Here is a 22986-nt window from a genome sequence, read left to right as displayed (position 1 = left end):
TCGCTGGGATGACAGGCCAGAGGCAAGAAGCCACCCCTATTCGCCGTAGACGATCCTGACCTTGCCCGCAGCGTCCGCCGCAACGGCACGCGCCGCATCGGCATCCTCCGCCCGTGCCAGGGCGACTCCCATGCGGCGATAGGGACGGGTCGCCGGCTTGCCGAAGAGGCGCAGGTCGACTTCGCCGCCGGGCGTGGAGAGCGCATCGGCCAATCCTTCGAACCGGAAATCGTTCGATTCCCGGTCCGCCAATATGACCGCCGAAGCGGCGGGTCCCCGCAGCGTCACTTCCGGCACCGGCAAGCCCAGGATCGCGCGGGCGTGCAGGTCGAATTCGCTCATATTCTGTGAGATCAGCGTCACCATGCCGGTATCATGCGGCCGGGGCGAGAGTTCGGAGAAGATGACATCCTCTCCCTTCACGAAGAATTCCACGCCGAAAATGCCGTAGCCGCCCAGATTGTCGACCACCTTGCGGGCCATGTCCTGCGCGGCGGCCAGCGCGGCATTCGACATGGGCGTGGGCTGCCAGCTTTCCTGATAGTCGCCGCGTTCCTGCCGGTGGCCGATGGGGGGGCAGAAGCTGACGCCCTCCCGGCTGCGCACCGTCAGCAGCGTGATTTCATAGTCGAAGGCGATGAATTCTTCCACGATCACCCGGCTGCGGTCGCCGCGCATGTTGGCGACGGCGTAGTCCCACGCGGTCTCCAGTTCGTCGGCGCTGCGCACCGTGCTCTGCCCCTTGCCGGACGAGGACATGACCGGCTTGATCACGCAGGGCAGGCCCGTATGTTCGGCCCCGGCCAGCACTTCCGCCAGCGTTTCGGCATAGCGGTAGCGGGACGTGCGCAGACCCAGTTCGACCGCCGCCACCTCGCGGATGCGATCGCGGTTCATCGTCATGATGGTGGCGCGGGCGGAGGGCACCACGGTCACGCCCCTGGCCTCGACCTGCGCCAGCACCTCGGTACGGATCGCCTCGATCTCCGGCACCACGAAGTCGGGCCGGTGCTTCTCGATCGCCTTCGCCAGCAGATCGGCGTCGAGCATCGAAAACACCTCATGCCCGTCCGCCACCTGCATGGCGGGCGCCCCGGCATAGCTGTCGCAGGCGATGACCTGTGCGCCGAGGCGCTTGGCGGAGATCACGAATTCCCGGCCCAGTTCGCCCGAACCCAGAAGGAGGATTTTCGCGGTAAAGGCCATGGCAGGCTCCGTCCTGTCAGCTGATGGAAACGACCGTTCCGATCCGTTAGAGTTCGCTGTCCATCAGCGCGGGGAAGAAGCCCTCATGCGCGCTGCGCAGGTCGGCGAGCGCCACGCCCGCGACCGTGTCGCCGCCGGTTGTGCCGATGCGGATCGCGCCCGGAATCTCGACGCCCGGCGCGGCGGCGACGACATAGCGGCCCTGATCCTCGCCAAAGGCGCTCGCGGTGGTGAGCGGGATGTCCAGCTGCGCGCCGATCTTCCCGGCCAGCGCCATTTCGGTCACCGTCACCAGCAGGCCGCCATCGGAAATGTCATGCACGGCATTGACCTTGCCCGCCGCGATCAGCTCGCGAACGGTCTCGGCGCGGGCGCGTTCGGCGGCCAGGTCGACGTTCGGTGCGTCACCCGCTTCGCGACCGGCGATTTCGCGCAGCCAGATGGATTGGCCCAGATGCGCGCCTTCCTCGCCGATCAGCCAGATGGCGTCGCCCTCATTCTTGAACGCGACGGTCGCCATCACGTCGACATTCTTCAGCAGGCCGATGCCGCCGATGGCGGGCGTCGGCAGGATGGCGGAACCGCCGCCTGTCGCCTTCGATTCATTGTAGAGCGAGACGTTGCCCGACACGATCGGGAAGTCGAGCGCGCGGCAGGCCTCGCCCATGCCCTCCAGACAGCCGGTGAACTGCGCCATGATTTCCGGCCGCTGCGGATTGGCGAAATTCAGGCAGTTGGTGACGGCCAGCGGCGTCGCGCCGACCGCGCTGATGTTGCGATAGCATTCGGCAATCGCCTGCTTGCCGCCTTCATAAGGGTCGGCATAGCAATAGCGCGGCGTGCAGTCGGTGCTGATCGCAATGCCCTTCTGCGTACCGTGGACGCGCACGACGGCGGCGTCGCCGCCCGGGCGCTGCACCGTGTCGGCGCCGACCATATGGTCATATTGCTCCCAGATCCAGCGGCGCGATGCGATGTCGGGCGAACCCATCAGCTTGACGAGGTCGGCGCCGATGTCCGAAGCCGGAATATCGCCCAGCGGCTGGACGCCCGACCAAGCCTTATACTCGTCCTTCGGCATGGCGGGACGGTCATAAAGCGGCGCATCGTCGGCCAGCGGAGCCAGCGGAATGTCGCACACCGTCTCGCCCTTGTGCACCAGAACCATGCGGCCCGTATCGGTCACATGGCCGATGACGGCGAAGTCCAGTTCCCACTTGCGGAAGATCGCCTCGGCGAACGCTTCCTTGCCCGGCTGGAGCACCATGAGCATGCGTTCCTGCGATTCCGACAGCATCATTTCATAGGCTGTCATGCCGGTTTCGCGCTGGGGCACCATGTCCATGTTCAGTTCGATGCCGACGCCGCCCTTGGACGCCATTTCCACCGAGGAGGAGGTGAGGCCCGCTGCGCCCATATCCTGGATCGCGACGATGGCGTCCGACGCCATCAGCTCAAGACAGGCCTCGATCAGCAGCTTTTCGGTGAAGGGGTCGCCGACCTGCACGGTCGGGCGCTTTTCTTCCGAATCCTCGCCGAAATCGGCCGAGGCCATGGTCGCGCCGTGAATGCCGTCGCGACCGGTCTTCGACCCCACATAGACGATCGGATTGCCGACGCCCGAAGCTGCACTGTAGAAAATCTTGTCGGTATCCGCGACGCCCACGGTCATGGCGTTGACCAGGATGTTGCCGTCATAGGCGGGGTGGAAATTCACCTCGCCGCCCACGGTCGGCACGCCCACGCAATTGCCGTAGCCGCCGATGCCGTGCACCACGCCGCTGATCAGATGCTTCATCTTCGGATGGTCGGGCCGCCCGAAACGCAGCGCGTTCATGTTCGCCACCGGCCGCGCGCCCATGGTGAACACGTCGCGCAATATGCCGCCCACGCCCGTCGCCGCGCCCTGATAGGGCTCGATATAGCTCGGGTGGTTGTGGCTCTCCATCTTGAAGATCGCGGCCTGTCCGTCGCCAATGTCGACGACGCCCGCATTCTCGCCGGGGCCGCAAATGACCTGCGGGCCTTCCGTGGGCAGCTTCTTCAGGTGGATGCGCGAGCTTTTATAGGAGCAATGCTCCGACCACATCACCGAGAAGATGCCGAGTTCGGTGAGATTCGGCTCCCGGCCAAGCGCGTTCAGGACGCGATCATATTCTTCCGGGGAAAGCCCATGTTCGGCGACGACCTGGGGCGTGATCTGGGATGCGGTGCTGGACATGTGCGCGCCTTTAGCGAGGGAGCGTGCGATAGACAATGCTGACGCTCACTTGCGCCCGAAAACATGATAGCCTGTCTGCCTCGGAAGGCCAAAAAGGAGGTCTGCATGGAATGGATGCTGTTGCCGCTGCGCCGCTACGCCCGATTTTCGGGCCGGGCGCGGCCGAAGGAATATTGGATGTTCGTTCTGTTCCTGCTCCTCGGCTTCTTCATCCTGTCGCTGGCCGAAACCATGCTTGGTCTCACCACGACCGATCGCTGGTTCCAGCGCGGCCCCTGGTGGGCCAGCGCGGGTTACAGCACGCGCGGCGGGCCGCTGACCGGGCTGTTCGCGCTGGCGATGCTGATTCCCCAACTGGCAGTATCTGTCCGGCGGCTGCATGATACGGATCGGACCGGCTGGTGGTTGCTGATCGTCGTCTTTCCCTTCATCGGCAGCATCGTCCTGCTCATCTTCCTGATCATGAGCGGTACGCGGGGAGCCAATCGCTTCGGTCCCGATCCGGTCGAGGTCGGGGAACCGGAATTGCGTTAGAGCATCGTGCGCAAAAGTGGGAACCGGTTTGGCGCGAAACGATGCGACAACACAAATTTGGAGCGCGCGGCCTGCGTCAGATTGAACGCGGCGCGCTCTCGGGCAAGAAAAAGGGCCGGCCTCCGCTCAGGAGGGCCGGCCCGAACTTGCAGGAAAATGAAAGGGATCAGCCCTTGCAGCTGACCGCGCTCTTGCCCGGCAGCGTGGCGGTGATCTGCTTGCCCGAACCCTCGACCTTGTAGCCTTCGGCTTCATAGGGCTTGCCGGCCTCGGCGGCGGTCAGCTTGGTCGGCGCGCCGTTCTTCTCGGTGCGCAACTGCACGGTCTTGTCGTCGCTCATGAAGTCGACGAAGATCAGGCTGTTGTCCTTGCAGCGATACTGATGGCTTTCCTTCACCATCGGCGGCAGCTCGACCGGCGCGGCATTGGCCAGCTTTTCAGCCATGGGATCGGCGGGGCCGCCCACGACTTCGGGTTCGTCATTCTTGTTGCAGGCCGACAGCAGGCTGAGCGCCGCTACGGAGATGAGGGGGAGATGATATTTCATAGCGGTCCTTCTATGTGCATTAGCCACGCCAAGCGTCAACGCAAAACTGCCATAAGTCCGCCAGCCACTGGCCTGACGTCATGACATTTTCATGACCGCGCCCCGGAATCGGCCGCAACCGCCCCGGCGAACTTGCCAGTGAGCTTGACTGCGGGCTTGACCGGGCGGGCGGGGGCCGCCAATGCAGGGACATGGCGCAAGACAGCATGATGCAGCAGGGCGATCCGTCGCAAATGTCGTTCGAGGATGCGCTGCGCGCGCTCGAATCGATCGTCCGGCGGCTGGAAAGCGGCGACGTGCCGCTCGACGAATCCATTTCGCTTTATGCGCAGGGCGAAGAGTTGCGGAAGCGCTGCATGGAACGGCTCCAGGCGGCCGAAGCGCGCATCGCCAAGCTGACCGTCGATGCCAGTGGCGCGGTGACGGGCGCTCAACCCTTCGGTACGGACTGAAAGCCGCCGGCATGAGCGGAGCTGCCTCCGCCTCGTCCCTGGTCGCCAGCCGCGCCGCTGCCGTCGCGGTCGAGGTCGACCGTTTGTTCGACTCCTTGCTGGCCGTCCCCGACGATCCGCGCAGACGCCTTTACGAGGCGATGCGCCATGCGGCCATGGATGGTGGCAAGCGGCTGCGCCCGCTGCTGGTCCAGGCGGCGAGCGACCTCTTCAATATTTCGCGGGATTCGGCGCTCCGCGTCGGTATCGCGGTGGAATGCATCCATGTCTATTCGCTGGTGCATGACGATCTGCCGGCGATGGACGATGATGACTTGCGCAGGGGCAAGCCGACCGTTCACAAGGCGTTCGACGAGGCGACGGCGATCCTGGCGGGCGACTGCCTGCACGATCTGGCCTTCGAAGTGCTGGCGGACGAGGAAACCCATCCCGATCCCTTCGTCCGCGTCGAACTGGTGAAGGCGCTCGCCATCGCCAGCGGCACCAGCGGCATGGCGGGCGGTCAGATGATGGACCTGGAAGCGGAGAAGGCGAGCTTCGACCTGCCCACCGTCACCCGGCTCCAGCAAATGAAGACCGGCGCGCTCATCGCCTTCTGCGTCGATGCCGCCGCGATCATGGCGCGCATCCCGCCGGAGGCGCGTACCCGCCTGCACGGCTATGCACGCGACATCGGCCTTGCCTTCCAGATCGCCGACGACCTGCTCGATGTGGTGGGGGACGCCGGTCTTGCCGGCAAGGCGTTGGGCAAGGACGCGGCGGCGGGCAAGGAAACCTTCGTCTCGCTCCTCGGGGTGGAGCGTGCGCGGGAACAGGGACGCCTGCTCGTCGAGCAGGCCAAGGCGCATCTGCATGGGCACGGTCCGGAGGCCGATCTGCTGCGCGCCATCGCGGATTATATCGTGGAAAGGGATCGCTAGGGGCATGAGCAAGCAGAGGGTGGGGGTTTATCCCGGCACGTTCGATCCGATCACCCTGGGTCATATGGACATCATCCGGCGGGGTGCGAAGCTGGTCGATAAGCTGGTGATCGGCGTCACGACCAATATTTCCAAGTCGCCGATGTTCTCCGACGAGGAGCGGCTGGACATGGTGCGTCGCGAATGCGCGGGGATCGATGCGGAAATCGTCGTCACCGGCTTCAATTCGCTGCTGATGGACTTTGCCGAATCGCAGGGGGCAAGCGTCATCATCCGGGGCCTGCGCGCCGTCGCGGACTTCGAATATGAATATCAGATGGCGGGGATGAACCAGCAGATCAACGGCCGGGTCGAGACGGTCTTCCTGATGGCGGACGTCTCGCTCCAACCCATCGCTTCCCGCCTGGTCAAGGAAATCGCGCTTTACGGCGGGCCGATCCACAAATTCGTCAGCCCTGCGGTCCGCGACGAGGTGGAGGCACGGGTGGCGAACCTGGGTCGCAAGGGCCAGTAAAGGCTCGACTCAGCCTTCGTTCAGTTGCCAATCGCCAAGAGGACGCTATCAGGGGCACATTCGCACCTGGGCAAATATAGGAAAGCTTCATTCATGCGGTTCACGTCGGCGCTCAAGACCGTGGCGATCGGTTTCGCCCTCTATGCATCGAACGGCGCGGCCTTGGCCCAGGGCGGACGCAATGCCGAGGAAGCGAAGAAGGAGGAGGCTGCCGTCCGCGCGGAGCAGACGGCCAAGCAGCTCGGCCTCGATCCTGCCTCCAAGCTGCCGCCCGCGACCGTGCCGGTGGACCCCCAGAATATCTGGGATCTCGACCTGTCGAGCGGCGGCCGCGTACGCATCCAGTTGCGGCCCGACATCGCGCCCACCCATGTCGAGCGGATCAAGGAACTGACGCGCCAGGGCTTCTACAACGGCCTCAAATTCCATCGCGTCATCCCTGGCTTCATGGCGCAGGGCGGCGATCCCAAGGGCGATGGCACTGGCGGTTCGACGCTTCCCGACCTGAAGGCGGAGTTCAATCCGATGCCGCATCTGCGCGGCACCGTGTCCATGGCGCGTGCCCAGAGCGAGGACAGCGCGAACAGCCAGTTCTTCATCGTCCTGCTGCCGCGTATGCAGCTCGACAAGAAATATACCGTCTTCGGCCGGGTGATCGAGGGCATCCAATATGTCGACGCGATCCACCAGGGCGAGCCGCCCGCCGACCCGACGCTGATCCTTCAGGCGTCGATCGAAAGCGACGGCAAGCCGCCCGTGACCGCGCTGCCGACACCGCCCGCGCCAGCGCCTTCGATCATCGCGCCGCTGCCCGCGAAGAAGCCCGTGCCCGCGAAGAAGCCGGTCGCGACCAAGAAGAAATAAGGCGCCCCAGCGGGGGCAGAAGCCATGCGCGTAGACCTGTTCGATTTCGATCTGCCGCCTGAGAGCATCGCGCTCCGGCCCGCTTCGCCGCGCGATTCGGCGCGTTTGCTGCTGGTGGCTGGCGAAGCGCCCTTCGGGGACCGTATCGTGCGGGACCTGCCGGGCCTGCTGCGCGCCGGCGATGTGCTGGTGTTCAACGATACCAGGGTGATCCCGGCCCAGTTGGAGGGCATGCGCGGTCAGGCGAAGATCGGCGCGACGCTGCACAAGCGGCTGGGCCTGCGCCAGTGGCAGGCCTTCCTGCGCAACGCCAAGCGGGTTCGCGATGGCGACCGGATCGATTTCGGCGCGGGCGTCGCCGCCCTTGCCGGCCCGCGCGACGAGGATGGCGGCGTGACGCTGAGCTTCGAGGGCGAGGAGCCGGTCGAAGTGCTGCTGGAGCGGGCGGGCCGCATGCCGTTGCCGCCCTATATCGCCAGCAAGCGCCCCACCGACGAGCGCGACCGCAGCGATTATCAGACCATGTTCGCGCGGGAGGACGGTGCGGTCGCGGCGCCCACCGCGGCGCTGCATTTCACGCCCGAGCTGATGGAGGCACTGGAGGCGGCGGGGGTGAAGACGGAAACCCTGACCCTGCATGTGGGGGCGGGCACGTTCCTGCCGGTCAAGGCCGATGACACCGACGACCACCGGATGCATGCCGAATGGGGCCGGATCGACCAGGCGACGGCGGATCGCCTCAACGCGGCGCGAAAGGCAGGAGGGCGGCTGATCGCCGTCGGCACCACCAGCCTGCGCCTGCTGGAAAGCGCCGTGGGGGAAGACGGCATCGTCAGGCCCTTCGCCGACGAGACACGGATTTTCATCACGCCAGGCTATCGGTTCCGGGCGGTGGATGGCCTGATGACCAATTTCCACCTGCCGAGGTCGACCCTGTTCATGCTGGTCAGTGCCCTGATGGGGCGGGAGCGGATGCAGGCGGTCTATGCCCATGCGATCGCGGAAGGCTATCGCTTCTACAGCTATGGGGATTCCTCACTGCTGTTGCCCTGACCGGTTTCAGCTGCGCCCGACGAACAGGAAACCCACCGCCGCCATGATGCACAAGAAGGCGGCGAGGTGGCGCCAGTGCAGCGGTTCGCCCAGCACCGTCACCATGAAGCCGCCGAAGATCAGCAGCGCGATCGCCTCCTGCGCGATCTTGAGCTGACCCGCGCTCCAGCCGCTGGCGAAACCGATGCGATTGGCGGGCACGGCGAAGCAATATTCGACGAAGGCGATCCCCCAGCTGATCAGGATGACCGCGAACAGTGGTTTGTTCATCCCGCCCTTCAGATGCCAGTACCAAGCGGTGGTCATGAACAGATTGGAAATGGTGAGGAGCAGGATGGTCGGCATGAACGGCCTTTGGATGCGTGGACAGGGGGCTGTTGCATTGCCGCGCCGGCGAGCGCAAGGGAGCCGGACGAAATCGTCGCTCAAAGAGAGGTCCTGCATGAAGCTCCGTTCGCTGCTGTTCGTCCCCGCCGATCGTCCGGAGCGCTTTGCCAAGGCGGCTGCCAGCGGCGCCGATGCCATCATCCTGGATCTGGAGGATTCGGTCGCGCCGGAGCGCAAGCCCTTCGGGCGGGACGCGATCGCGGAATGGCTGACCGGCCCGCGCGATTGTGCGACCTTCGTCCGGGTCAATCCGCTGGACGGCGATCAGGCCCGCGCCGACCTGGCCGCCGCGCTTCCGGCCGGGCCTGACGGCATCATGCTGCCCAAGGCGGAAGGTGCATCCAGCATCCGGGCGCTGATCGGGCTGGCCGATGGGGTCCATGTGCCGCCGATCCTGCCGATCGCGACCGAAACGCCGTCCGCGATTTTCGAGCTGGGGAGTTTCAGGCAGGTCGGGGACAGGTTGGTCGGCCTGACCTGGGGGGCAGAGGACCTCCCCGCGGCGATCGGCGCTTCGACATCGCGCGAAGAGGATGGCCGCTATACCGCGCCCTTCGAAATGGCGCGCAGCCTGACGCTGTTCGCCGCCCACGCCGCAGGCGTCCCGGCGATCGATACGGTCTTCCCCCGGATCGAGGCGATGGATGACCTCAAGGCCTATGTCGGGCGGGCACGGCGCGACGGTTTCACCGGCATGATGGCGATCCATCCGGTGCAGGTTGCCGCGATCAATGAGGGCTTCACCCCCAGCGAGGCGGAAGTGGAGCGGGCAAGGGCGGTGATCGATGCGTTCGCGGCCAATCCCGGCGCGGGGGTGCTGAAGCTGGACGGAAAGATGATCGACCGGCCGCATCTCGTCCAGGCGCAGCGGGTAGTGGCGGCCGCCGGATAAGGAAAAAGGCCCGGCCTTGCGGCCAGGCCTTTCGCCTGAATCAGGGGGAGGCTTATCGATAGCGGCCCTTTTCCGAAGCGGTGCTGCGATAGCGATCGGCATAATCGCCCTCGTCGCGCGACCCGAACAGGGCCTGTTGCTCGTGTTCGGTGCGCCAGGCGGCCTGGGTTTCCTCGGCGGTCTTTTCCAGCGTCACTTTCTGGGCGTCGACCGACCGGATCCAGGATGACGGGACCGAATGATGGATGCCGCCGGCATCCTGGTCGCCCTTGGTCAGGATGATACGGTCCCCGCGCAGCTTGTCGACCGTGCCGACATGCTCACCGTCGCTGCCGACCACTTCCATATGCTCGCGCACGGTCTGGACCGCCGACCGCTGCTCGTTGCGGCGGCTGCGCCAGGTGCCGAACTCATTGTTGAAACGTTGACGGTTCTCGTTCCGATACTCCGCATAATCGCGGTCCAGTTCGTTGATCCGCTGCTGGCGCCACGCATGATAGTTGGCGTCGTGATGCTCGCCATAATCATGATCGGGGCCGAAGGCGCGGACGCGATAGCCATGATCCTCGCTGCCATAGCCGCTGCGTTCGCCGCTATAGGGCGAATAGCCGCGATTGGGGAGGTAGCGGCTGCTGTTGGAGGCCGACGCATAGCCGATCCTGCTGCTCTGGTCGCGCGGATCGCCATAGGGCCGGTTATAATATTCGTCATATTCGCGCCGCCGCTCGGCTTCCTCATCACCGAACCAGCTCCGCACTTCATCGCCCGCGCGGTCGAAGAAGCCGCGCTCGTCCGGATCATAATCCTCGGGCGGCTGCCGGTAGCCCGGACCGCCGAACTGGCCACGCGTACCATAGCGGTAGCGGTCCGAATCACGGTTCCGGCCGGCCCAGCCTCGATCCCAATTACGGTCGCTGTCACCATAGCGACGTCCGCCTTGGTAACCCATTTTCCATCTCCTTATCTGCTGTCCCACGGCATCCCATCATGGCGCCGTCACCGCACCAATGAGTGTTGGAGGGCATCGTTCCGGGCGTTACGCAGGGGAAACGTCCCGCCTTTGCCCCGGCAGGGCGATGGAGCCGGGCCGGCTCTTGATCCAGATCAGAAAGGCGGCGCGTCTTTTGCGTAAAAAGACCGTTGCATGGGCGCAATCGCTCGCTTATAGGCAGCGCTCCTTTGGGGCCGTAGCTCAGCTGGGAGAGCGCGTCGTTCGCAATGACGAGGTCAGGGGTTCGATCCCCCTCGGCTCCACCAATTTTGCCTTTAGGGCGCGGAAGTCCTAAGATCGCGCGACCGACCTGGATGTTGTCCGTGTTTCTCGACGCGTGTGATGTCCTGTCTCAGTCCGTGATATCGCTCGCATCTGACGCCTTGACGCTGCGTGCCTTGCGCGGCTGTGCAGGTCGCTTTGACGATGCGGCAGCGGCGCGGTCGCTGCGCGACTGCCCTTGTCCGGGCCGGCTGAAGACGAGCTGTTCGACAAAGCGCCAGTAGCCATCGACCACTTCCGGGCTGTTGGGCGAAAGGCCGCTGGTTTCTTCCATCTCAGGACCGAAGCCCGACAGCGTCGAGGTCAGGCTGATCATGAGATAGTGGAAAATGATCGGCTCCACCTGGGGCAGGGACCCTTCTTCCTGCGCGGCGCGAATTTGTGGAAGCAGGCGCTCGATCAACGGGCTGAGCATTTTTTGAGCGACCCATTGCAGCCGAGGGCTGTGCGACCTCGTCTCCTGGCGCATGAAGCGATGAAATTGCGGAAACTCGACAGTGAACCGGAACAAGGCCTTATATTCCTCGCGCAGCCGTTCGAGCGCGCTCATGTCCGACCCTTCAGAGATATTCTCGTCCCATTGATCACGAATACGCGTGAACGCATGCTCGGCGACCGCCTGCCAGAGCACGTCCTTGGTGCTGTAGTGATATGTGATCAGCGGGTGCTGAACGTTGATGCGATCGGCGATATTCCTGATGCTGGCTGCGTCGAACCCATTCTCGGCGAACTCGCTCAAAGCCGCCTGAAGTATGAGCGAGCGCGTTTCCGCCGCGCGTGCCTGCTCGGCACGCTTCACAACCACTCGCTTTTTTCCGGCCGTCATCAACTACTCCAAGCTCTTACAGCTACGCATCCGCGCTCACTATCACGATGTCGTCGCTCCGGGACAGTCGGCATGTGCCGGACGAACCAGAGACGACGCAACTTTTGTGACAGTTGGCTTTACGGTCGTAAAGCCCTAACGATAGCCGGACTCGAAAAGGCTCACCTGCCGGAGAAATTACATGATCCTCGATCGCCGCCAATATACCGCCAAGCCTGGACGAATTGCTGAATTCTGGGCGGCGCAGGACCGCTGGAACCGCAGTCCCGTCGCGCAGACGGTCATGCGTCATAATCTGATCTCGCTGGAACCGATCGCGGGGAATGGCGATCATATCGTCCATATCTACGGCTTCGAGAGCCTCGACCAATGGCGGTCCAGCTATATGGCCGTCTATGCCGCGCATCCCCCGGAGTATTTCGCCACGGTGCGGTCCTTGTTCCTCGCGCAGCAAAGCGGCTTTTTCGCGCCGGCACCGTTGGAGGCGCTCGTCCTTCCGCTGTTCGGCGGAACGCTGCCGGAGGTGCAGGGCGAGGTCGCCGCCAGCGGCGCGGATCCGGCGCGCCTATGTGTGACCGAAGAGATGCTGGAGCTTCGGCCGGGCGGCCTGCCTCGATACTGGGATGCATGGCGATCCTATATCGAGCGGGTCGGTCCGGAAGCGACTTCGGGCATCATCGGAGCGTGGTTTGCCATCGATGGAATACACAATCGCGTCGTGATCTATCGCTGGTTCCCGGACGTGACCGCGGCCTGGGACCACAAGGGCAAGATGCGCGACAACGCCGCCTGGCTGGCCTTCGCCCAATCCTATGAAGACATTCTCCTTCGCTCCGAGACCGGTTGGTACAAGCCGTCGCCCGTTTACTGGTTGCGGTCGGTGCTTCAGTCCGTCGACTGGACGGCAGTGCAGGTGGCGTAATTCAGGCGGCCCTCAAACGGGTACGCCCCTTACACCTGGCCATTTCCGCCGTCGACGAAGAGTTCGATTCCGTTGACGAAGCTCGCTGCGTCGGAAGCCAGGAAAAGAGCGGCATTTGCGATCTCGGAGGGCTCGCCGACCCGGCCGGCCGGTATCTTCGCGGCGAGCCCCTGAAGGAAAGCAGCCTGCTGATCCGGAGGGACGAGGCCGAGCAGCCCGGGCGTGTTGACCGGCCCAGGGCACAGCGTGTTCACCCGGATCCTCCGCTCTTTCAGGTCGAGGATCCAGTTGCGCGCGAAGCTGCGGATCGCGGCCTTCGATGCTGCGTAAACGCTCAAGCCTGCATTGCCCTGGATGGCGACATCCGACCCGGTCAAGATGATCGCCGACCCATCCGGCATCAGCGGCAGGGCCGCTTGCACGGTGAACAACGTACCTTTGACGTTGGTCGCGAAGATGCTGTCATAATGGGCCTCGTCAATCTCTCCCAGGGAGCGGATCGCACCGCCGCCCGCATTGGCGACGAGTATGTCGATACGGCCCCAGCGCGCGCGGATGTCGTCAAACAGCCTGTCCAGATCGCTCTTGCTGGCGACATCGGCGCGCATCGCGCCCGCTTGTGACCCAAGTTCGGAGAGCGCCTTCGACAGCGTAGCCGGATCGCGATCGACGATGATCACGTCTGCGCCTTCGGCCGTGTATCGCTGGGCTATCGCGCGGCCGATGCCGCTGCTGCCTCCGGTGATAACGGCGATCTTGCCCTTCAAGATGCCAGAGTCGGTCATGGATGGTTGATCCTGCTGCGGGGTGGATGATCTCAAGCCGGTGTGCCGGTCCGTTATGCGAGAGCGCGATTCATGCTTTCGCGAACGACCGACGCGATGGCGTCCGCCGGCATCTGATCGAGCTCGGTCGAGAATATCTCCGGACCGACATTGTTCAGCCCGCCAATCTCCCGCAAAATGGCGACGATTTCACGGACCTTGAAATCGCCGTCGCAGGGCAGCCGTCGCCCGAACAGGCAATCCTCGACGATATTCTCGTCGGGACCCAGTTCAGCCTTTCCGTCGTTGAGCTGTACGCTGTGGATCTTCGAGCCGGGGATCGTGCGCAGCAGATCATCGGACGAGTGGCTGCGGCGGTAATGCCAGATGTCGAACATGATCCCCCCATTGGCGGCGTTTGCGCCGTTGACGACCTGCCATGCACATTCGAGCGTGTTGACACCCCAGAACGGAACGAACTCCAGATCGACGCGGAGACCTTCCTTTGCCGCACGCTCGCACAACGCCCCGAAATGATCGATCATTTCGGGCAGATCGATCGGCTCCGGAGCGTGCGTGCCGATGGCAGTGAACGAGCTGCATTGCAGCGCATCCGTCATGCGCAGAAAGTCGTCGATGTCGAACGAGATCAGCGCGAAGTCATATAGCCCCCGGTGATGTGTGGGTTCCCATTTGGGATGCCAGCGGGCGATCATATCCAGGTGCGTCAGCTTGACGCCATGATCCGACGCGATTGTACGCATCTCGCGGGTTGTGATCCCGCTGTTGAGCAGGGTGAGATAATCGTTGGGGGTCAGGGTCAAGGCCGTGCAACCCGTCAGCGCCGCCACCCGGCATTGCTCGGCGAGCGGAAGCGACCGCACCGTCGCATTGTACATGACCAGATTATCGTGGGGCACAATCATCTCCTCTTGGTTTATTGGGGCATCGAGCGTGGAGTGTCCCGTCGCCCTGAATGCCATGGGAAAAAGCGGCCGGCGATGGCGTTGCCGGCACCGGGTCTGCGTCAGATGTTGATTCCTCCACAGACTGACAGCTCGGCGCCCGTGACATAGGACGACTCGTCCGATGCAAGGAACAGCGCGGCGAACGCCACCTCGTCGGATTGGCCGAGACGCTTCATCGGAACCATCTGCCGGAGAAAGTCGAGATATTCCGGCGAATTCCCACCCAGCAGGGGCGTGTCGATAAGGCCGGGAAAGATCGTGTTCACCCGGATGCCGAAGGGAACCAGATCGAGAGCCGCTGACCGGCTGAGACCCCGAAGGCTCCATTTCGACGCGGAATAAGCGAGCATGCCCGGAAAGCTTCTGAGCGCAACGCCGGACGCGACATTGATGATGGAGCCGCCGCCGCCGCGAACCATGAGATCGAATACCGCCTTCATGCCGAGAAACGGACCGCGCACGTTCAGCCGATAATGTCGGTCCAGATCGCCGGCAGCCGAGTCGGGGAACGGCTTTGGATCATAGAGCGCCGCGCCGTTAACGAGGATGTCGATGCGGCCGGTCCACGCCTCCGTCTCCGCTACCAGCGCGGCCCAGGCACTCTCTTCTGTCACGTCGGCCGTCCGGTGACGCGCGGAAGGGCCGATTCCATCGACAAGCGCTTGCGCGCGATCGGTGCCGATATCCGCGATCATCACATGTGCGCCTTCCGCCGCGAAAAGGCGCGCCTGAGCCGCGCCCTGGCCGCTTGCGCCGCCCGTGATAATGGCTGTTTTACCGGCCAGTCGGCCCATCGCTCGATCCTCTCGGTAGCCGCGTTCGGCTTTTATCGGGGGAGGCGCCCTTGCCGCCGCCGAAGGGGATCATCGCACTATTCTTTACTTCCGTAAAGATTAGTATTGACAGGACCGCCTTACGGGCAGATGCTATAACCCACGATCAAAATAGAAAATCATGATGGAGGGGAAAATGCGCAATTCACGCATCGTATACGCGTGTCTGTCGTCAGTGCTCGCATGCGTATCTGCTCAAGCTCTGGCCCAAACGCAGGCAGCAGGCGAAGTAAACGATAATCCGCAGGTCGGAGATATCATCGTAACGGCGCAAAAGCGATCGGAACGGTTGAGCGACGTGCCATTGTCAATTACCGCCCAGACCGGTGAACAATTGACGAAGCAGGGCATAAATTCACCCGCCGATCTCACCAAGATCGTGCCAGGACTTACTTATGCCGCAAGTCCTTATGGATCGCCGCTTTATACGATCCGGGGAATCGGCTTTTTTGACGAAGCCATCGGCATTTCGCCAACCGTCAGCGTATATGTCGACCAGGTGCCGCTTGCCTTCACGCGCATGACCGAAGGGGCCGGACTGGATGCCGAGCGCGTCGAGGTACTCAAAGGGCCGCAAGGCACTCTATTTGGGCAGAACTCGACGGGCGGCGCCATCAACTACATCGCCAACAAGCCGACCGACAGCTTCCATATCGGTGGCGATCTTACCTATGGCCGCTTCAATCAGGTCGATCTCGAGGGCTTCATCAGTGGTCCGCTCGGCGAGAAGGTCAGGGCAAGGTTAGCGGTACGGGGCGAGTTTCGCGGTCCCTGGCAGAAAAGCTATACGCGCGACGACGAACTGGGCGATCGCGACTTCAAAACCGCTCGGCTGCTGATCGATCTCGAACCCACCGATGGTTTCAAGATCGAGTTGAACGCCAATGGCTGGATCAACACCTCCGACACCCAGGCAAAGCAATTCGTTGCATGGACGCCTGGCACCGATCCATCCAACCCGAACTTCCAGCCCGACGCGCCCGGCTATCCCACGCTGCAGCAGGATCTGGCGAACTATCCCAAACCGCCCAGCGGCAGCATCAGGGCGGCGGACTGGGATCCCAATCAGAAGCTCAAGAAGGATGACAGCTTCTATCAGTTCTCGGCGCGCGGCGATCTGGAGGTTTCGGACAATGCGACGCTGACCTCCATTACGGCTTATTCGAAGCTGAAAGTGGATACGGTCGGCGACGAGGACGGTACGGCTCTTCCCAATCACCGGATGAATGTGGTCGGCAATGGTCGGCCTCCATTTCTTCTCGCCGGCCAATGTCATGCGCCTGCTCGAAGTGGTCCGCGGCGCCCGCACCTCGGGCGAAGTCATCGCCACTGCCATGAAGCTCGCCAAGCGCATCGGCAAGGTCCCGGTTCTCAGCCGTGTATGCGCAGGTTTCATCGCCAATCGATTGATGCGGCCCAGGGGACGCCAGGCAGAAGAGCTGGTGCTGGAGGGTCCCACGCCCGCGGACATCGACAAGGTGATCTACGACTATGGCTTTGCCATGGGACCGTTCCAGATGAACGATCTGGTCGGCCTCGATGTGATCGGCCGGGACAGCCTCGAACGTACGCTGCGAGGCGACTTTGTGGCGCGCGGCCGCCTGGGGCAGAAAAAGAACGGCGGTTTCTACGATTATGACGAAAACCGGGTCGCCACGCCTTCTCTCATTGCCGCTGAGATCATTGCGGATTTTGCAGCCTATAAGGGCGTGAGCACCAAAGGCCAGCGGTCCGCCGAAGCTATCCTCGGTCGCCTCCTGTATCCCGTGGTCAACGAGGGCGCGAAGATCTTGGAGGAGGGCGTTGCGCTGAGGGCCAGCGACATCGATATCGCCGCCATCCTGGGATATAACTGGCCGGTCTATACCGGCGGGCCGATGCATTGGGCGGACACGATCGGTTTGGACAAGGTGGTTGACGGCTTGCGTGAGTTGGAGGCAGAGCGAGGGCCGGATTTTGCTCCCGCGGACCTGCTCGTGCGTCTGGCAGGGCAGGGCCGTGGCTTTCGCGACCATCGGGCAGTGCGCTAGCCGGAACGTGCAGGGATATGCGCCTCCCATCGAGGACGATCGCTTTCTGAGCGAAATGCTCGGACTTGGTCTGTTGACGACAAGCGCCAAGCCCGGCACCGATGGGACGTTCCTGGTGACGGGTCCCCCGAAGGGGTGAAGGGCATCAGCCTTTTCCTCGTCCCCAAGCCTGCAATGTCAAGACAGGATCCGATACCGCATCGTGCGGTAGTTAGAGCATCACCCCCATGTCCCACGGAGCAAATTCCTCGTCGCCATAGCCGAGACGCTCGCTGCAAGTCCTCTTGCCGGAGGCCGTTTGGATGATGTCCTCGAAGATCCGGGCGCCGGCCGCCTCGACCGTTTCGTCTCCATCGAGGATTGTCCCGCAATTAATATCCATGTCGTCCGGCATCCGGCGGAAAAGTTCGGAATTGCTCGCGAGTTTCAGCGAAGGGGTTGGTTTGCAGCCGAACGCCGAACCGCGCCCGGTGGTAAAGCACATGACGTTAGCACCACCGGCGACCTGGGCGGTTGCACCCACCGGGTCGAACGCCGGCGCGTCCATGAAGACGAGCCCATGTTCGGTCACCAGCTCGGCATAATCATACACGGCCATCAGGTTCGAGGTGCCGCCCTTGGCGATCGATCCCAGCGATTTCTCGATGATCGTCGTGAGCCCTCCCGCCTTGTTGCCCGGGGAGGGGTTGTTGTTGATCTCCATCCCGTTGCGAGAGGCGAACTCTTCCCACCATTTCACACGGTCGACGAGTTTTTCTCCGACCTCCTTGCTGATGGCGCGACGGGTCAGCACATGTTCCGCGCCATAGCATTCTGTCGTTTCCGACAGGATGGCGGTGGCGCCTTGGGCGACGAGAAGATCGACGGCAACGCCGAGCGCGGCATTCACGCTGACACCCGAATAGCCGTCAGAGCCACCACATTGCAAGGCAACCTTCAACTCGCTGACCGGCACCGGCACCCGGCGGACGTTGTTCGCCCGTTCGAGGGCCGCCTCTACACGTTCGATGCCCGTGCGGACGGTTGCAGCGCTCCCGCCGGATTGTTGGATCACCAGCGCGGTCCCCTGAGCGCCGCCGAGCACGCCGGTGAGATCGCCAACCTCACAGCCCAGACCAATGATGATCACCTCGGCAAAGTTCGGATGCGCTGCATAGCCTGCAAGGCACCGCCGGAGCGCCTCGACACCCTCCACCTTGGTGTCGAGCCCGCATCCGCGCTTGTGCGTCAAAGGCACGACGCCATCGATGTTCGGATAGGCGTCCAGCCGCCCGCGGAAATGATCGGCAACCATCCGGGCGACCGTTGCCGAACAGTTTACGCTCGAGATCACCCCGATGTAGTTGCGGGTCGCGATGCGGCCATCCTCGCGGATGATTCCCTGAAAGGTGCGCTTTTCTCCCGCGGTTGGGGTTGGACGGACGTCCGCGCAGAATGAATAGTCGCGTGCGAAATCGAGCATTTCGAGATTCTGGACGTGGATGTGCGCGCCGGCTGCGATGTCGGCGGAAGCGGCGCCGATCAAGGAGTTGTACCGCCTGATCTCCTCGCCACTTGCCAGTGGCCGCCTGGCTACTTTGTGCCCCGCGGGGATATCGTCCTGCGCGATGAGGCCATCGCGCAGGACTTCACCACGCGCGATCGGCCGCAATGCAATCAAGACGTCGTCGGCGGCGTTCAATAACAGTGTCGATGCCTTGGATTCACTTTCATTTTCGCCGGAAGTAGAAGTGATAACAGCTGTCATTATACATTCCTGAAAAATTATAGTCATGCATTCGCGTAAAGACGGGGATAGTGCGAGGTAGAGAGGTTTCTTCTCTTTCCAGCATTCCGAGCCACGCCATATGTTGGAAGCCGGAGCGCCATAGGATCACTCTTCCAACCTTGTTGACCGCATTACGCCGTCAGGGATGGCCGCCACTGTCAAGCTTGTTACAATAGTTGGATTTTGCAGGAATGCCGGCTAATCTGGGGGAGCCCAACTCCGGATCGCTGTTGGTAGATATTATTCAGGACAACGCTCCTATGGCATGCGACGAAGTGCAGTTAGGTCCTCTGAGATGATCCGCCGTTCTATTTTTGGGCAGGGAGCGTCAGGCGTCCGTCAGCTCGCATCCTCATTCGAACGCATGCCGGTTCCCGGTGTGGAAACGGACCTGTTGCAGTGGTTGACGCCGGAAGGGCGGGAGGCGGTGGCCAGCGCCGGGGTTCGACGGCATGTCGGCGCAGGCGGTTTTATCTTCCAACATGGCGATACCGGCCGCGCGATGTATAGGGTTCTCGAGGGAACGGTTCGCCTGTCGTTGATGCGGACGGACGGGCAGCAAGTGATATTTGCATTGTTCGGACCCGGCGAATGTATCGCGGCGAGCAGCTTGATCGACAAACATCCTCTGCCGCAGACGGCCGAAGCACTCGACGATGTCCAACTGCAGGTGGTGAGCGCAGCGGCTTTCTCGAAACTAAGAGAAGATCATCGTGAGTTTGAGAATGCCCTTCTGCAACTGTTTGCCCGCCGTATCCAGACTCTCAGCATGCAGGTAGGTGCGGCCAGGCTTGCATCGCTTCCAAGCCAGATCGCGCTTCGCCTGCTCGAACTGGCGAAGCGTGACTCGACCGGCCGCCTGACGGTGAAAGTCACCCATGCCGAGCTTGCCATGTTCGTGAGCGTGTCACGGCAGTCGATCCACCGCATATTCAAGAGCTTCGTTGCCGAAGGGCTGATTGCACTTCATTATGGATCGATAGAGGTGCTCGATCTCGAGGGGTTGAAGGCGGAAGCGGATTTCCTTTGAATGGGCATATGCGGGACTCAACCCGCTGCTAGACGCGATCCCGCCTGAAACGCGGGCGGCAGATCGGCGTTACCTGCTCCGCCGTTGCGCCTGGAGGTGCCGCAAGGTCGTGCATTTCATGACGTTGGCGAGCACCTCGGTCTTGGCGGCCCGACCGCAGGATTAAAAGTTGTGCCGGCGATGGGGACGTCGTTTCGCAGCGATGATATTTGTAGGTCGGACAACTCAATCGGCGAAACGAGGCGAGCGTTTTTCCTTATGTGCCTGCACAGCCTCGATCTGGTTTGGAGATTGCAGGAGTTTTATCTGCTCGATGCTCTCAGCCATCAGGATAGTTCCGGCATTGGCAGTGGCCGCCAGGTTCGCGATGCGCTTGGCTGCGCGAACCGCATGGGGGTTCTGCGCGGCGATCGTTCTCGCGAGCGCCAGGGCCTCGGCGTGGGGATCATCGGCCGTGCGCGATACGAAGCCGAGCGTGGCGCCTTCTACACCATCGAATTCTCGCGCGGTGTATGTCAATTCCCGCACGACATCGTCGCGCACACGGCCTCGCCATAGGGCAAAACCCCCCATGTCAGGAATGATTCCCCATTTCATTTCCATCACGGAAAAACGGGTATCCGCCCGGGCGAGCACAATGTCCGCTCCGCTGGCGATTTGCAGCCCTCCGCCGAATGCAATCCCATGCACGGCCGCGATCACCGGGACACGCAGCGTCCGCCAGCCCCAGGCGACCTGCTGCACATGATTGGCAAGTCCATGGCTGCGCGTCGCAAGATCAAGTTCAGAACCGCCGTCCGCCACGCTTGCCATGTCGAGCCCCGCGCAGAACGCGCGACCTTCGCCCGACAAGACAACTACGCGCAGGCTGGTCTCGCCAGCGAGACGGTCGATCGCCGAGGCGATCTCTTCAAACATCGGCAGATCGATGGCATTCATCTTGTCCGGCCGTGCCAAGCGAACGTCGGCGATACCGTCATCAATGACGATGTTCACGCGATTGTTGAGCATTTGGTTACCTTCAGCCAAGCGCGCGACGGGGAAGGGTGAGGGGAGGTGTTGCCATCTCAACCACATGTCCAAGCTTCAACAGCCCAGCCTCATCAAAGGGTCGCCCGACGAGTTGCAGCCCATATGGAAGCCCGTCAGGATCGAGGCCGTTCGGCACGGAAAGCGTCGGATGGCCGCTGAAGTTGAAGGGCGCGGTAAAGGCTGTCGCTGCGGCGAAAGCCTCGATCGGCATTTCCGGTTCTACCGCGACCATGGCTAGCGGTGGCACACGCGATCCAACGCCTGGTAGCAGGAGATAGTCGACCAACTGGAAGGCAACGTCCAATTGACTGCCAGCTAGTCGACGCGCTGCCATTGCCCGGAGCAAGTCATCGGCCGTGGTCTGCTCTCCGATGGTCAAAAGTTCGCGCGCATTCCTGCCGAACCGGTCGATGTTCTCGTGGAATTTTTCCTTCCCATAGGCGCGCAATGCTTCGGAACCCGCCACGGGTAAGAAATGATGGCAGATATCCGCCAACTTCAGAAGATCAACGGCAACGATCTCCATCCCCGCTTCTTCCAGCCTGCCGGCCGCAGCAAGCGTTGCCTGGATCACCTCCGGCTCGGCATAGGCCTCGAGATAATGGCGATCGACGCCGAGGCGTAGGCCGCGAACACTCTCACCGAGAAGGGCGAGTGGATCGCCAACCGCCGCCGCCGCGCTAAAGGGGTCTCCTTCGTCGTGGCCTGCAACAGCCCGATAGAGCAGGCCCACATCCTTGACCGTTCGTGCAAGAGGGCCGACATGATCGAGGGTGGAAGCAAATGGATGCACACCGCGCCGGCTGATCCGGCCGAATGTCGGCTTGAGCCCAACTATACCGTTCACCGCACTTGGGAATCGGATCGAACCGCCCGTGTCGGACCCAAAGGCGCCGAAGCACAGCGATGCCGCAACGGCCACCGCAGATCCGCCCGAAGACATGCCTGGCGTTTTGCTGGCATCCCAAGGGTTGACTGGCGCTGGCCCGACCTCGGACGGATAGCCGACCCAGGCGAATTCGGCGGTTGCCTGCTTGCCGAGCATGATGGCGCCCGCAGCGTCCAGACGATCAACGACATGGGCATTCCGCTCTGGCACGCGGCCGCGCAGTTGAAGCGAACCAGACTCGGTCGGCATGGTGGCCGTGTCGAAAATGTCTTTAATGCCGAGTGGAACGCCATGAAGCGGACCCAGATAGACGCCTGAGAGAATCTGGTCCTCTACAGACTTTGCAGCCCGCAACGCTCCGAGATGGTCAACATGCACATAGGCATGAAGCTCCGAATCGATCGTTTCTATACGCTGAAGCATTGCCGAGGTTAGTTCGACAGGGGAGACGGATTTATTCTCAATCAGCGGAGCTATTTGCGAAATTGAGCCGCAGCAAAGATCATTTAGGTCCATAATCGTTCCTTGCCATTGATTTGAGGCAGTGACGTTCGATCCTGCCAATGGTTACGCAGCTATCGTTGCGATCAAGGTCTTGCCCGGCCCCTCCTCATAGGGGGTGAAGGACAAGATCTTCAACTTGAGCGACGCGATCTTCCACTGATCGGCCACGCGTGCGTACGTGTCGGTGTAGCGTCCCATCAGCCAGAAAGCCTGGCCCGTTTCCCGTAACACCAACTGCTGCCAGAGCATCCACTTGCCCACAGCCATGTCGCCGTTCAGCTCGATCTCGGGATTGAGCAGATAGTGAGTTGCAAATGAAACCTGGCGTCCCGCTTCCTCGAAAAACGCTCTGATCGCAACCCGCCCTTCATGCACGCCAAAGATGTCGCCATCCCATGTCGCGTTCTGAAGAAAGAGGTGGGCGAGCTCATCCGGTGCATAATCCCGATCACACCAATGGGCATAGCTATATTTGAGCGCTTCGATCGCCACCCTGTCCAGGCGACGCGTCAGATCGTGCTGTGCGGTTGACGGCATGGGGACCTCGGCAAAAATCT

23 protein-coding genes, 1 tRNA gene and 2 pseudogenes are annotated in these 22986 nt (G+C 62.6%); 13 read left to right on the top strand and 13 right to left on the bottom strand.

What is annotated here, in order from left to right; translation table 11 throughout:
• Nucleotides 1–36: 36 nt before the first annotated feature.
• Entirely contained in the window at nt 37–1206 is a 1170-nt protein-coding gene (gene purT, locus CAF53_RS03520) for a formate-dependent phosphoribosylglycinamide formyltransferase (protein WP_046764623.1), read from the bottom strand.
• A 46-nt stretch (nt 1207–1252) separates the two neighbouring features.
• Complete coding sequence (purL, locus tag CAF53_RS03515) at nt 1253–3427, bottom strand: phosphoribosylformylglycinamidine synthase subunit PurL (RefSeq protein ID WP_100237354.1); 2175 nt, start codon at nt 3425–3427, stop codon at nt 1253–1255.
• Nucleotides 3428–3532: 105 nt separating this feature from the next.
• Here purL and CAF53_RS03510 point away from each other — a divergent pair, with 105 nt between their 5' ends.
• The gene (locus CAF53_RS03510) at nt 3533–3961 is read left to right on the top strand and encodes a DUF805 domain-containing protein (RefSeq protein ID WP_100238677.1); all 429 of its coding nucleotides are present in this window, start codon (nt 3533–3535) and stop codon (nt 3959–3961) included.
• Between the two features lie 166 nt (nt 3962–4127).
• Here the strand turns inward: CAF53_RS03510 and CAF53_RS03505 are convergent, their stop codons facing one another.
• The gene (locus CAF53_RS03505; RefSeq protein WP_046764620.1) at nt 4128–4508 is read right to left on the bottom strand and encodes a hypothetical protein; all 381 of its coding nucleotides are present in this window, start codon (nt 4506–4508) and stop codon (nt 4128–4130) included.
• A 191-nt stretch (nt 4509–4699) separates the two neighbouring features.
• Between CAF53_RS03505 and CAF53_RS03500 the strand changes: the two genes are divergently transcribed.
• The 5 genes from CAF53_RS03500 to queA all read left to right on the top strand — a co-directional run bounded on the left by CAF53_RS03500 (nt 4700) and on the right by queA (nt 8311).
• Entirely contained in the window at nt 4700–4960 is a 261-nt protein-coding gene (locus CAF53_RS03500; protein ID WP_046764619.1) for an exodeoxyribonuclease VII small subunit, read from the top strand.
• An 11-nt stretch (nt 4961–4971) separates the two neighbouring features.
• On the top strand, nt 4972–5880 hold the full coding sequence (locus tag CAF53_RS03495; RefSeq protein ID WP_046764618.1) for a polyprenyl synthetase family protein: 909 nt from the start codon (nt 4972–4974) through the stop codon (nt 5878–5880).
• A gap of 4 nt (nt 5881–5884) precedes the next feature.
• Entirely contained in the window at nt 5885–6394 is a 510-nt protein-coding gene (gene coaD, locus CAF53_RS03490; protein WP_046764617.1) for a pantetheine-phosphate adenylyltransferase, read from the top strand.
• A 93-nt stretch (nt 6395–6487) separates the two neighbouring features.
• Nucleotides 6488–7258: a peptidylprolyl isomerase gene (locus CAF53_RS03485; RefSeq protein WP_100237353.1), complete on the top strand. Its 771-nt coding sequence runs from the start codon at nt 6488–6490 to the stop codon at nt 7256–7258.
• Between the two features lie 24 nt (nt 7259–7282).
• On the top strand, nt 7283–8311 hold the full coding sequence (gene queA, locus CAF53_RS03480) for a tRNA preQ1(34) S-adenosylmethionine ribosyltransferase-isomerase QueA (protein ID WP_100237352.1): 1029 nt from the start codon (nt 7283–7285) through the stop codon (nt 8309–8311).
• A 6-nt stretch (nt 8312–8317) separates the two neighbouring features.
• Here the strand turns inward: queA and CAF53_RS03475 are convergent, their stop codons facing one another.
• Nucleotides 8318–8656: a DMT family protein gene (locus tag CAF53_RS03475; protein WP_046764614.1), complete on the bottom strand. Its 339-nt coding sequence runs from the start codon at nt 8654–8656 to the stop codon at nt 8318–8320.
• Nucleotides 8657–8753: 97 nt separating this feature from the next.
• Between CAF53_RS03475 and CAF53_RS03470 the strand changes: the two genes are divergently transcribed.
• Nucleotides 8754–9590, top strand: coding sequence for a CoA ester lyase (locus tag CAF53_RS03470; RefSeq protein ID WP_100237351.1), 837 nt, complete (start codon nt 8754–8756; stop codon nt 9588–9590).
• Between the two features lie 52 nt (nt 9591–9642).
• Here CAF53_RS03470 and CAF53_RS03465 read toward each other — a convergent pair whose 3' ends face one another.
• On the bottom strand, nt 9643–10539 hold the full coding sequence (locus CAF53_RS03465; protein WP_100237350.1) for a DUF2171 domain-containing protein: 897 nt from the start codon (nt 10537–10539) through the stop codon (nt 9643–9645).
• A 232-nt stretch (nt 10540–10771) separates the two neighbouring features.
• On the opposite strand from CAF53_RS03465, the gene CAF53_RS03460 reads away from it, so the two are divergent.
• Nucleotides 10772–10847: transfer RNA gene (locus CAF53_RS03460), tRNA-Ala, on the top strand.
• Nucleotides 10848–10933: 86 nt separating this feature from the next.
• Here the strand turns inward: CAF53_RS03460 and CAF53_RS03455 are convergent.
• The gene (locus tag CAF53_RS03455) at nt 10934–11689 is read right to left on the bottom strand and encodes a TetR/AcrR family transcriptional regulator (RefSeq protein ID WP_100237349.1); all 756 of its coding nucleotides are present in this window, start codon (nt 11687–11689) and stop codon (nt 10934–10936) included.
• Between the two features lie 181 nt (nt 11690–11870).
• Between CAF53_RS03455 and CAF53_RS03450 the strand changes: the two genes are divergently transcribed.
• Entirely contained in the window at nt 11871–12611 is a 741-nt protein-coding gene (locus CAF53_RS03450; protein ID WP_100237348.1) for an NIPSNAP family protein, read from the top strand.
• A 29-nt stretch (nt 12612–12640) separates the two neighbouring features.
• Here CAF53_RS03450 and CAF53_RS03445 read toward each other — a convergent pair whose 3' ends face one another.
• The 3 genes from CAF53_RS03445 to CAF53_RS03435 form a co-directional block, all read right to left on the bottom strand.
• Entirely contained in the window at nt 12641–13396 is a 756-nt protein-coding gene (locus tag CAF53_RS03445; protein ID WP_100237347.1) for a glucose 1-dehydrogenase, read from the bottom strand.
• 53 nt (nt 13397–13449) lie between these two features.
• Nucleotides 13450–14295: a sugar phosphate isomerase/epimerase gene (locus CAF53_RS03440; protein WP_157801214.1), complete on the bottom strand. Its 846-nt coding sequence runs from the start codon at nt 14293–14295 to the stop codon at nt 13450–13452.
• Between the two features lie 107 nt (nt 14296–14402).
• Nucleotides 14403–15137, bottom strand: a complete 735-nt coding sequence (locus tag CAF53_RS03435) for an SDR family NAD(P)-dependent oxidoreductase (RefSeq protein ID WP_100237345.1) — start codon at nt 15135–15137, stop codon at nt 14403–14405.
• A 160-nt stretch (nt 15138–15297) separates the two neighbouring features.
• On the opposite strand from CAF53_RS03435, the pseudogene CAF53_RS27985 reads away from it, so the two are divergent.
• The 3 genes and pseudogenes from CAF53_RS27985 to CAF53_RS29220 all read left to right on the top strand — a co-directional run.
• A pseudogene (locus CAF53_RS27985) lies at nt 15298–15777 on the top strand (Plug domain-containing protein); the annotation flags it as partial.
• Between the two features lie 625 nt (nt 15778–16402).
• A pseudogene (locus CAF53_RS29225) lies at nt 16403–16753 on the top strand (3-hydroxyacyl-CoA dehydrogenase family protein); the annotation flags it as partial.
• 9 nt (nt 16754–16762) lie between these two features.
• Nucleotides 16763–17206, top strand: coding sequence for a 3-hydroxyacyl-CoA dehydrogenase family protein (locus CAF53_RS29220; protein ID WP_347337863.1), 444 nt, complete (start codon nt 16763–16765; stop codon nt 17204–17206).
• A 211-nt stretch (nt 17207–17417) separates the two neighbouring features.
• Here the strand turns inward: CAF53_RS29220 and CAF53_RS03415 are convergent, their stop codons facing one another.
• Entirely contained in the window at nt 17418–18953 is a 1536-nt protein-coding gene (locus CAF53_RS03415) for a UxaA family hydrolase (protein WP_100237342.1), read from the bottom strand.
• A 448-nt stretch (nt 18954–19401) separates the two neighbouring features.
• On the opposite strand from CAF53_RS03415, the gene CAF53_RS03410 reads away from it, so the two are divergent.
• Nucleotides 19402–20004 (top strand): Crp/Fnr family transcriptional regulator, encoded by a 603-nt coding sequence (locus CAF53_RS03410; protein ID WP_197707357.1) that lies wholly within the window; start codon nt 19402–19404, stop codon nt 20002–20004.
• Between the two features lie 225 nt (nt 20005–20229).
• On the opposite strand, the gene CAF53_RS03405 is transcribed toward CAF53_RS03410, so the two are convergent.
• The 3 genes from CAF53_RS03405 to CAF53_RS03395 are packed head-to-tail and all read right to left on the bottom strand — an operon-like array spanning nt 20230 to nt 22966.
• On the bottom strand, nt 20230–21015 hold the full coding sequence (locus CAF53_RS03405) for a crotonase/enoyl-CoA hydratase family protein (protein ID WP_100237340.1): 786 nt from the start codon (nt 21013–21015) through the stop codon (nt 20230–20232).
• A gap of 10 nt (nt 21016–21025) precedes the next feature.
• On the bottom strand, nt 21026–22441 hold the full coding sequence (locus CAF53_RS03400) for an amidase (protein ID WP_100237339.1): 1416 nt from the start codon (nt 22439–22441) through the stop codon (nt 21026–21028).
• A 51-nt stretch (nt 22442–22492) separates the two neighbouring features.
• Nucleotides 22493–22966, bottom strand: a complete 474-nt coding sequence (locus tag CAF53_RS03395) for a nuclear transport factor 2 family protein (RefSeq protein WP_100237338.1) — start codon at nt 22964–22966, stop codon at nt 22493–22495.
• Nucleotides 22967–22986: the final 20 nt, after the last annotated feature.

Source organism: Sphingobium sp. LB126 (assembly GCF_002795205.1).
In the GTDB taxonomy this organism is placed as follows: domain Bacteria; phylum Pseudomonadota; class Alphaproteobacteria; order Sphingomonadales; family Sphingomonadaceae; genus Sphingobium; species Sphingobium chungbukense.
Note: the sequence above shows the minus strand (reverse complement) of the source record. Positions and strands in the feature narration are given on the sequence as shown.

Bases quoted from the DNA above. Each gene is read 5' to 3' on its own strand.
- CAF53_RS03405 (WP_100237340.1), bottom strand. From the start codon at position 21,015: ATGCTCAACAATCGCGTGAACATCGTCATTGATGACGGTATCGCCGAC.
- CAF53_RS03450 (WP_100237348.1), top strand. From the start codon at position 11,871: ATGATCCTCGATCGCCGCCAATATACCGCCAAGCCTGGACGAATTGCT.
- CAF53_RS03510 (WP_100238677.1), top strand. From the start codon at position 3,533: ATGGAATGGATGCTGTTGCCGCTGCGCCGCTACGCCCGATTTTCGGGC.
- purL (WP_100237354.1), bottom strand. From the start codon at position 3,427: ATGTCCAGCACCGCATCCCAGATCACGCCCCAGGTCGTCGCCGAACAT.
- CAF53_RS03445 (WP_100237347.1), bottom strand. From the start codon at position 13,396: ATGACCGACTCTGGCATCTTGAAGGGCAAGATCGCCGTTATCACCGGA.
- CAF53_RS03455 (WP_100237349.1), bottom strand. From the start codon at position 11,689: ATGACGGCCGGAAAAAAGCGAGTGGTTGTGAAGCGTGCCGAGCAGGCA.
- CAF53_RS03415 (WP_100237342.1), bottom strand. From the start codon at position 18,953: ATGACAGCTGTTATCACTTCTACTTCCGGCGAAAATGAAAGTGAATCC.
- CAF53_RS03500 (WP_046764619.1), top strand. From the start codon at position 4,700: ATGGCGCAAGACAGCATGATGCAGCAGGGCGATCCGTCGCAAATGTCG.
- CAF53_RS03495 (WP_046764618.1), top strand. From the start codon at position 4,972: ATGAGCGGAGCTGCCTCCGCCTCGTCCCTGGTCGCCAGCCGCGCCGCT.
- CAF53_RS03465 (WP_100237350.1), bottom strand. From the start codon at position 10,539: ATGGGTTACCAAGGCGGACGTCGCTATGGTGACAGCGACCGTAATTGG.
- CAF53_RS03395 (WP_100237338.1), bottom strand. From the start codon at position 22,966: ATGCCGTCAACCGCACAGCACGATCTGACGCGTCGCCTGGACAGGGTG.
- CAF53_RS03505 (WP_046764620.1), bottom strand. From the start codon at position 4,508: ATGAAATATCATCTCCCCCTCATCTCCGTAGCGGCGCTCAGCCTGCTG.
- CAF53_RS03470 (WP_100237351.1), top strand. From the start codon at position 8,754: ATGAAGCTCCGTTCGCTGCTGTTCGTCCCCGCCGATCGTCCGGAGCGC.
- CAF53_RS03485 (WP_100237353.1), top strand. From the start codon at position 6,488: ATGCGGTTCACGTCGGCGCTCAAGACCGTGGCGATCGGTTTCGCCCTC.
- queA (WP_100237352.1), top strand. From the start codon at position 7,283: ATGCGCGTAGACCTGTTCGATTTCGATCTGCCGCCTGAGAGCATCGCG.
- CAF53_RS03400 (WP_100237339.1), bottom strand. From the start codon at position 22,441: ATGGACCTAAATGATCTTTGCTGCGGCTCAATTTCGCAAATAGCTCCG.
- CAF53_RS03475 (WP_046764614.1), bottom strand. From the start codon at position 8,656: ATGCCGACCATCCTGCTCCTCACCATTTCCAATCTGTTCATGACCACC.
- CAF53_RS03435 (WP_100237345.1), bottom strand. From the start codon at position 15,137: ATGGGCCGACTGGCCGGTAAAACAGCCATTATCACGGGCGGCGCAAGC.
- coaD (WP_046764617.1), top strand. From the start codon at position 5,885: ATGAGCAAGCAGAGGGTGGGGGTTTATCCCGGCACGTTCGATCCGATC.
- purT (WP_046764623.1), bottom strand. From the start codon at position 1,206: ATGGCCTTTACCGCGAAAATCCTCCTTCTGGGTTCGGGCGAACTGGGC.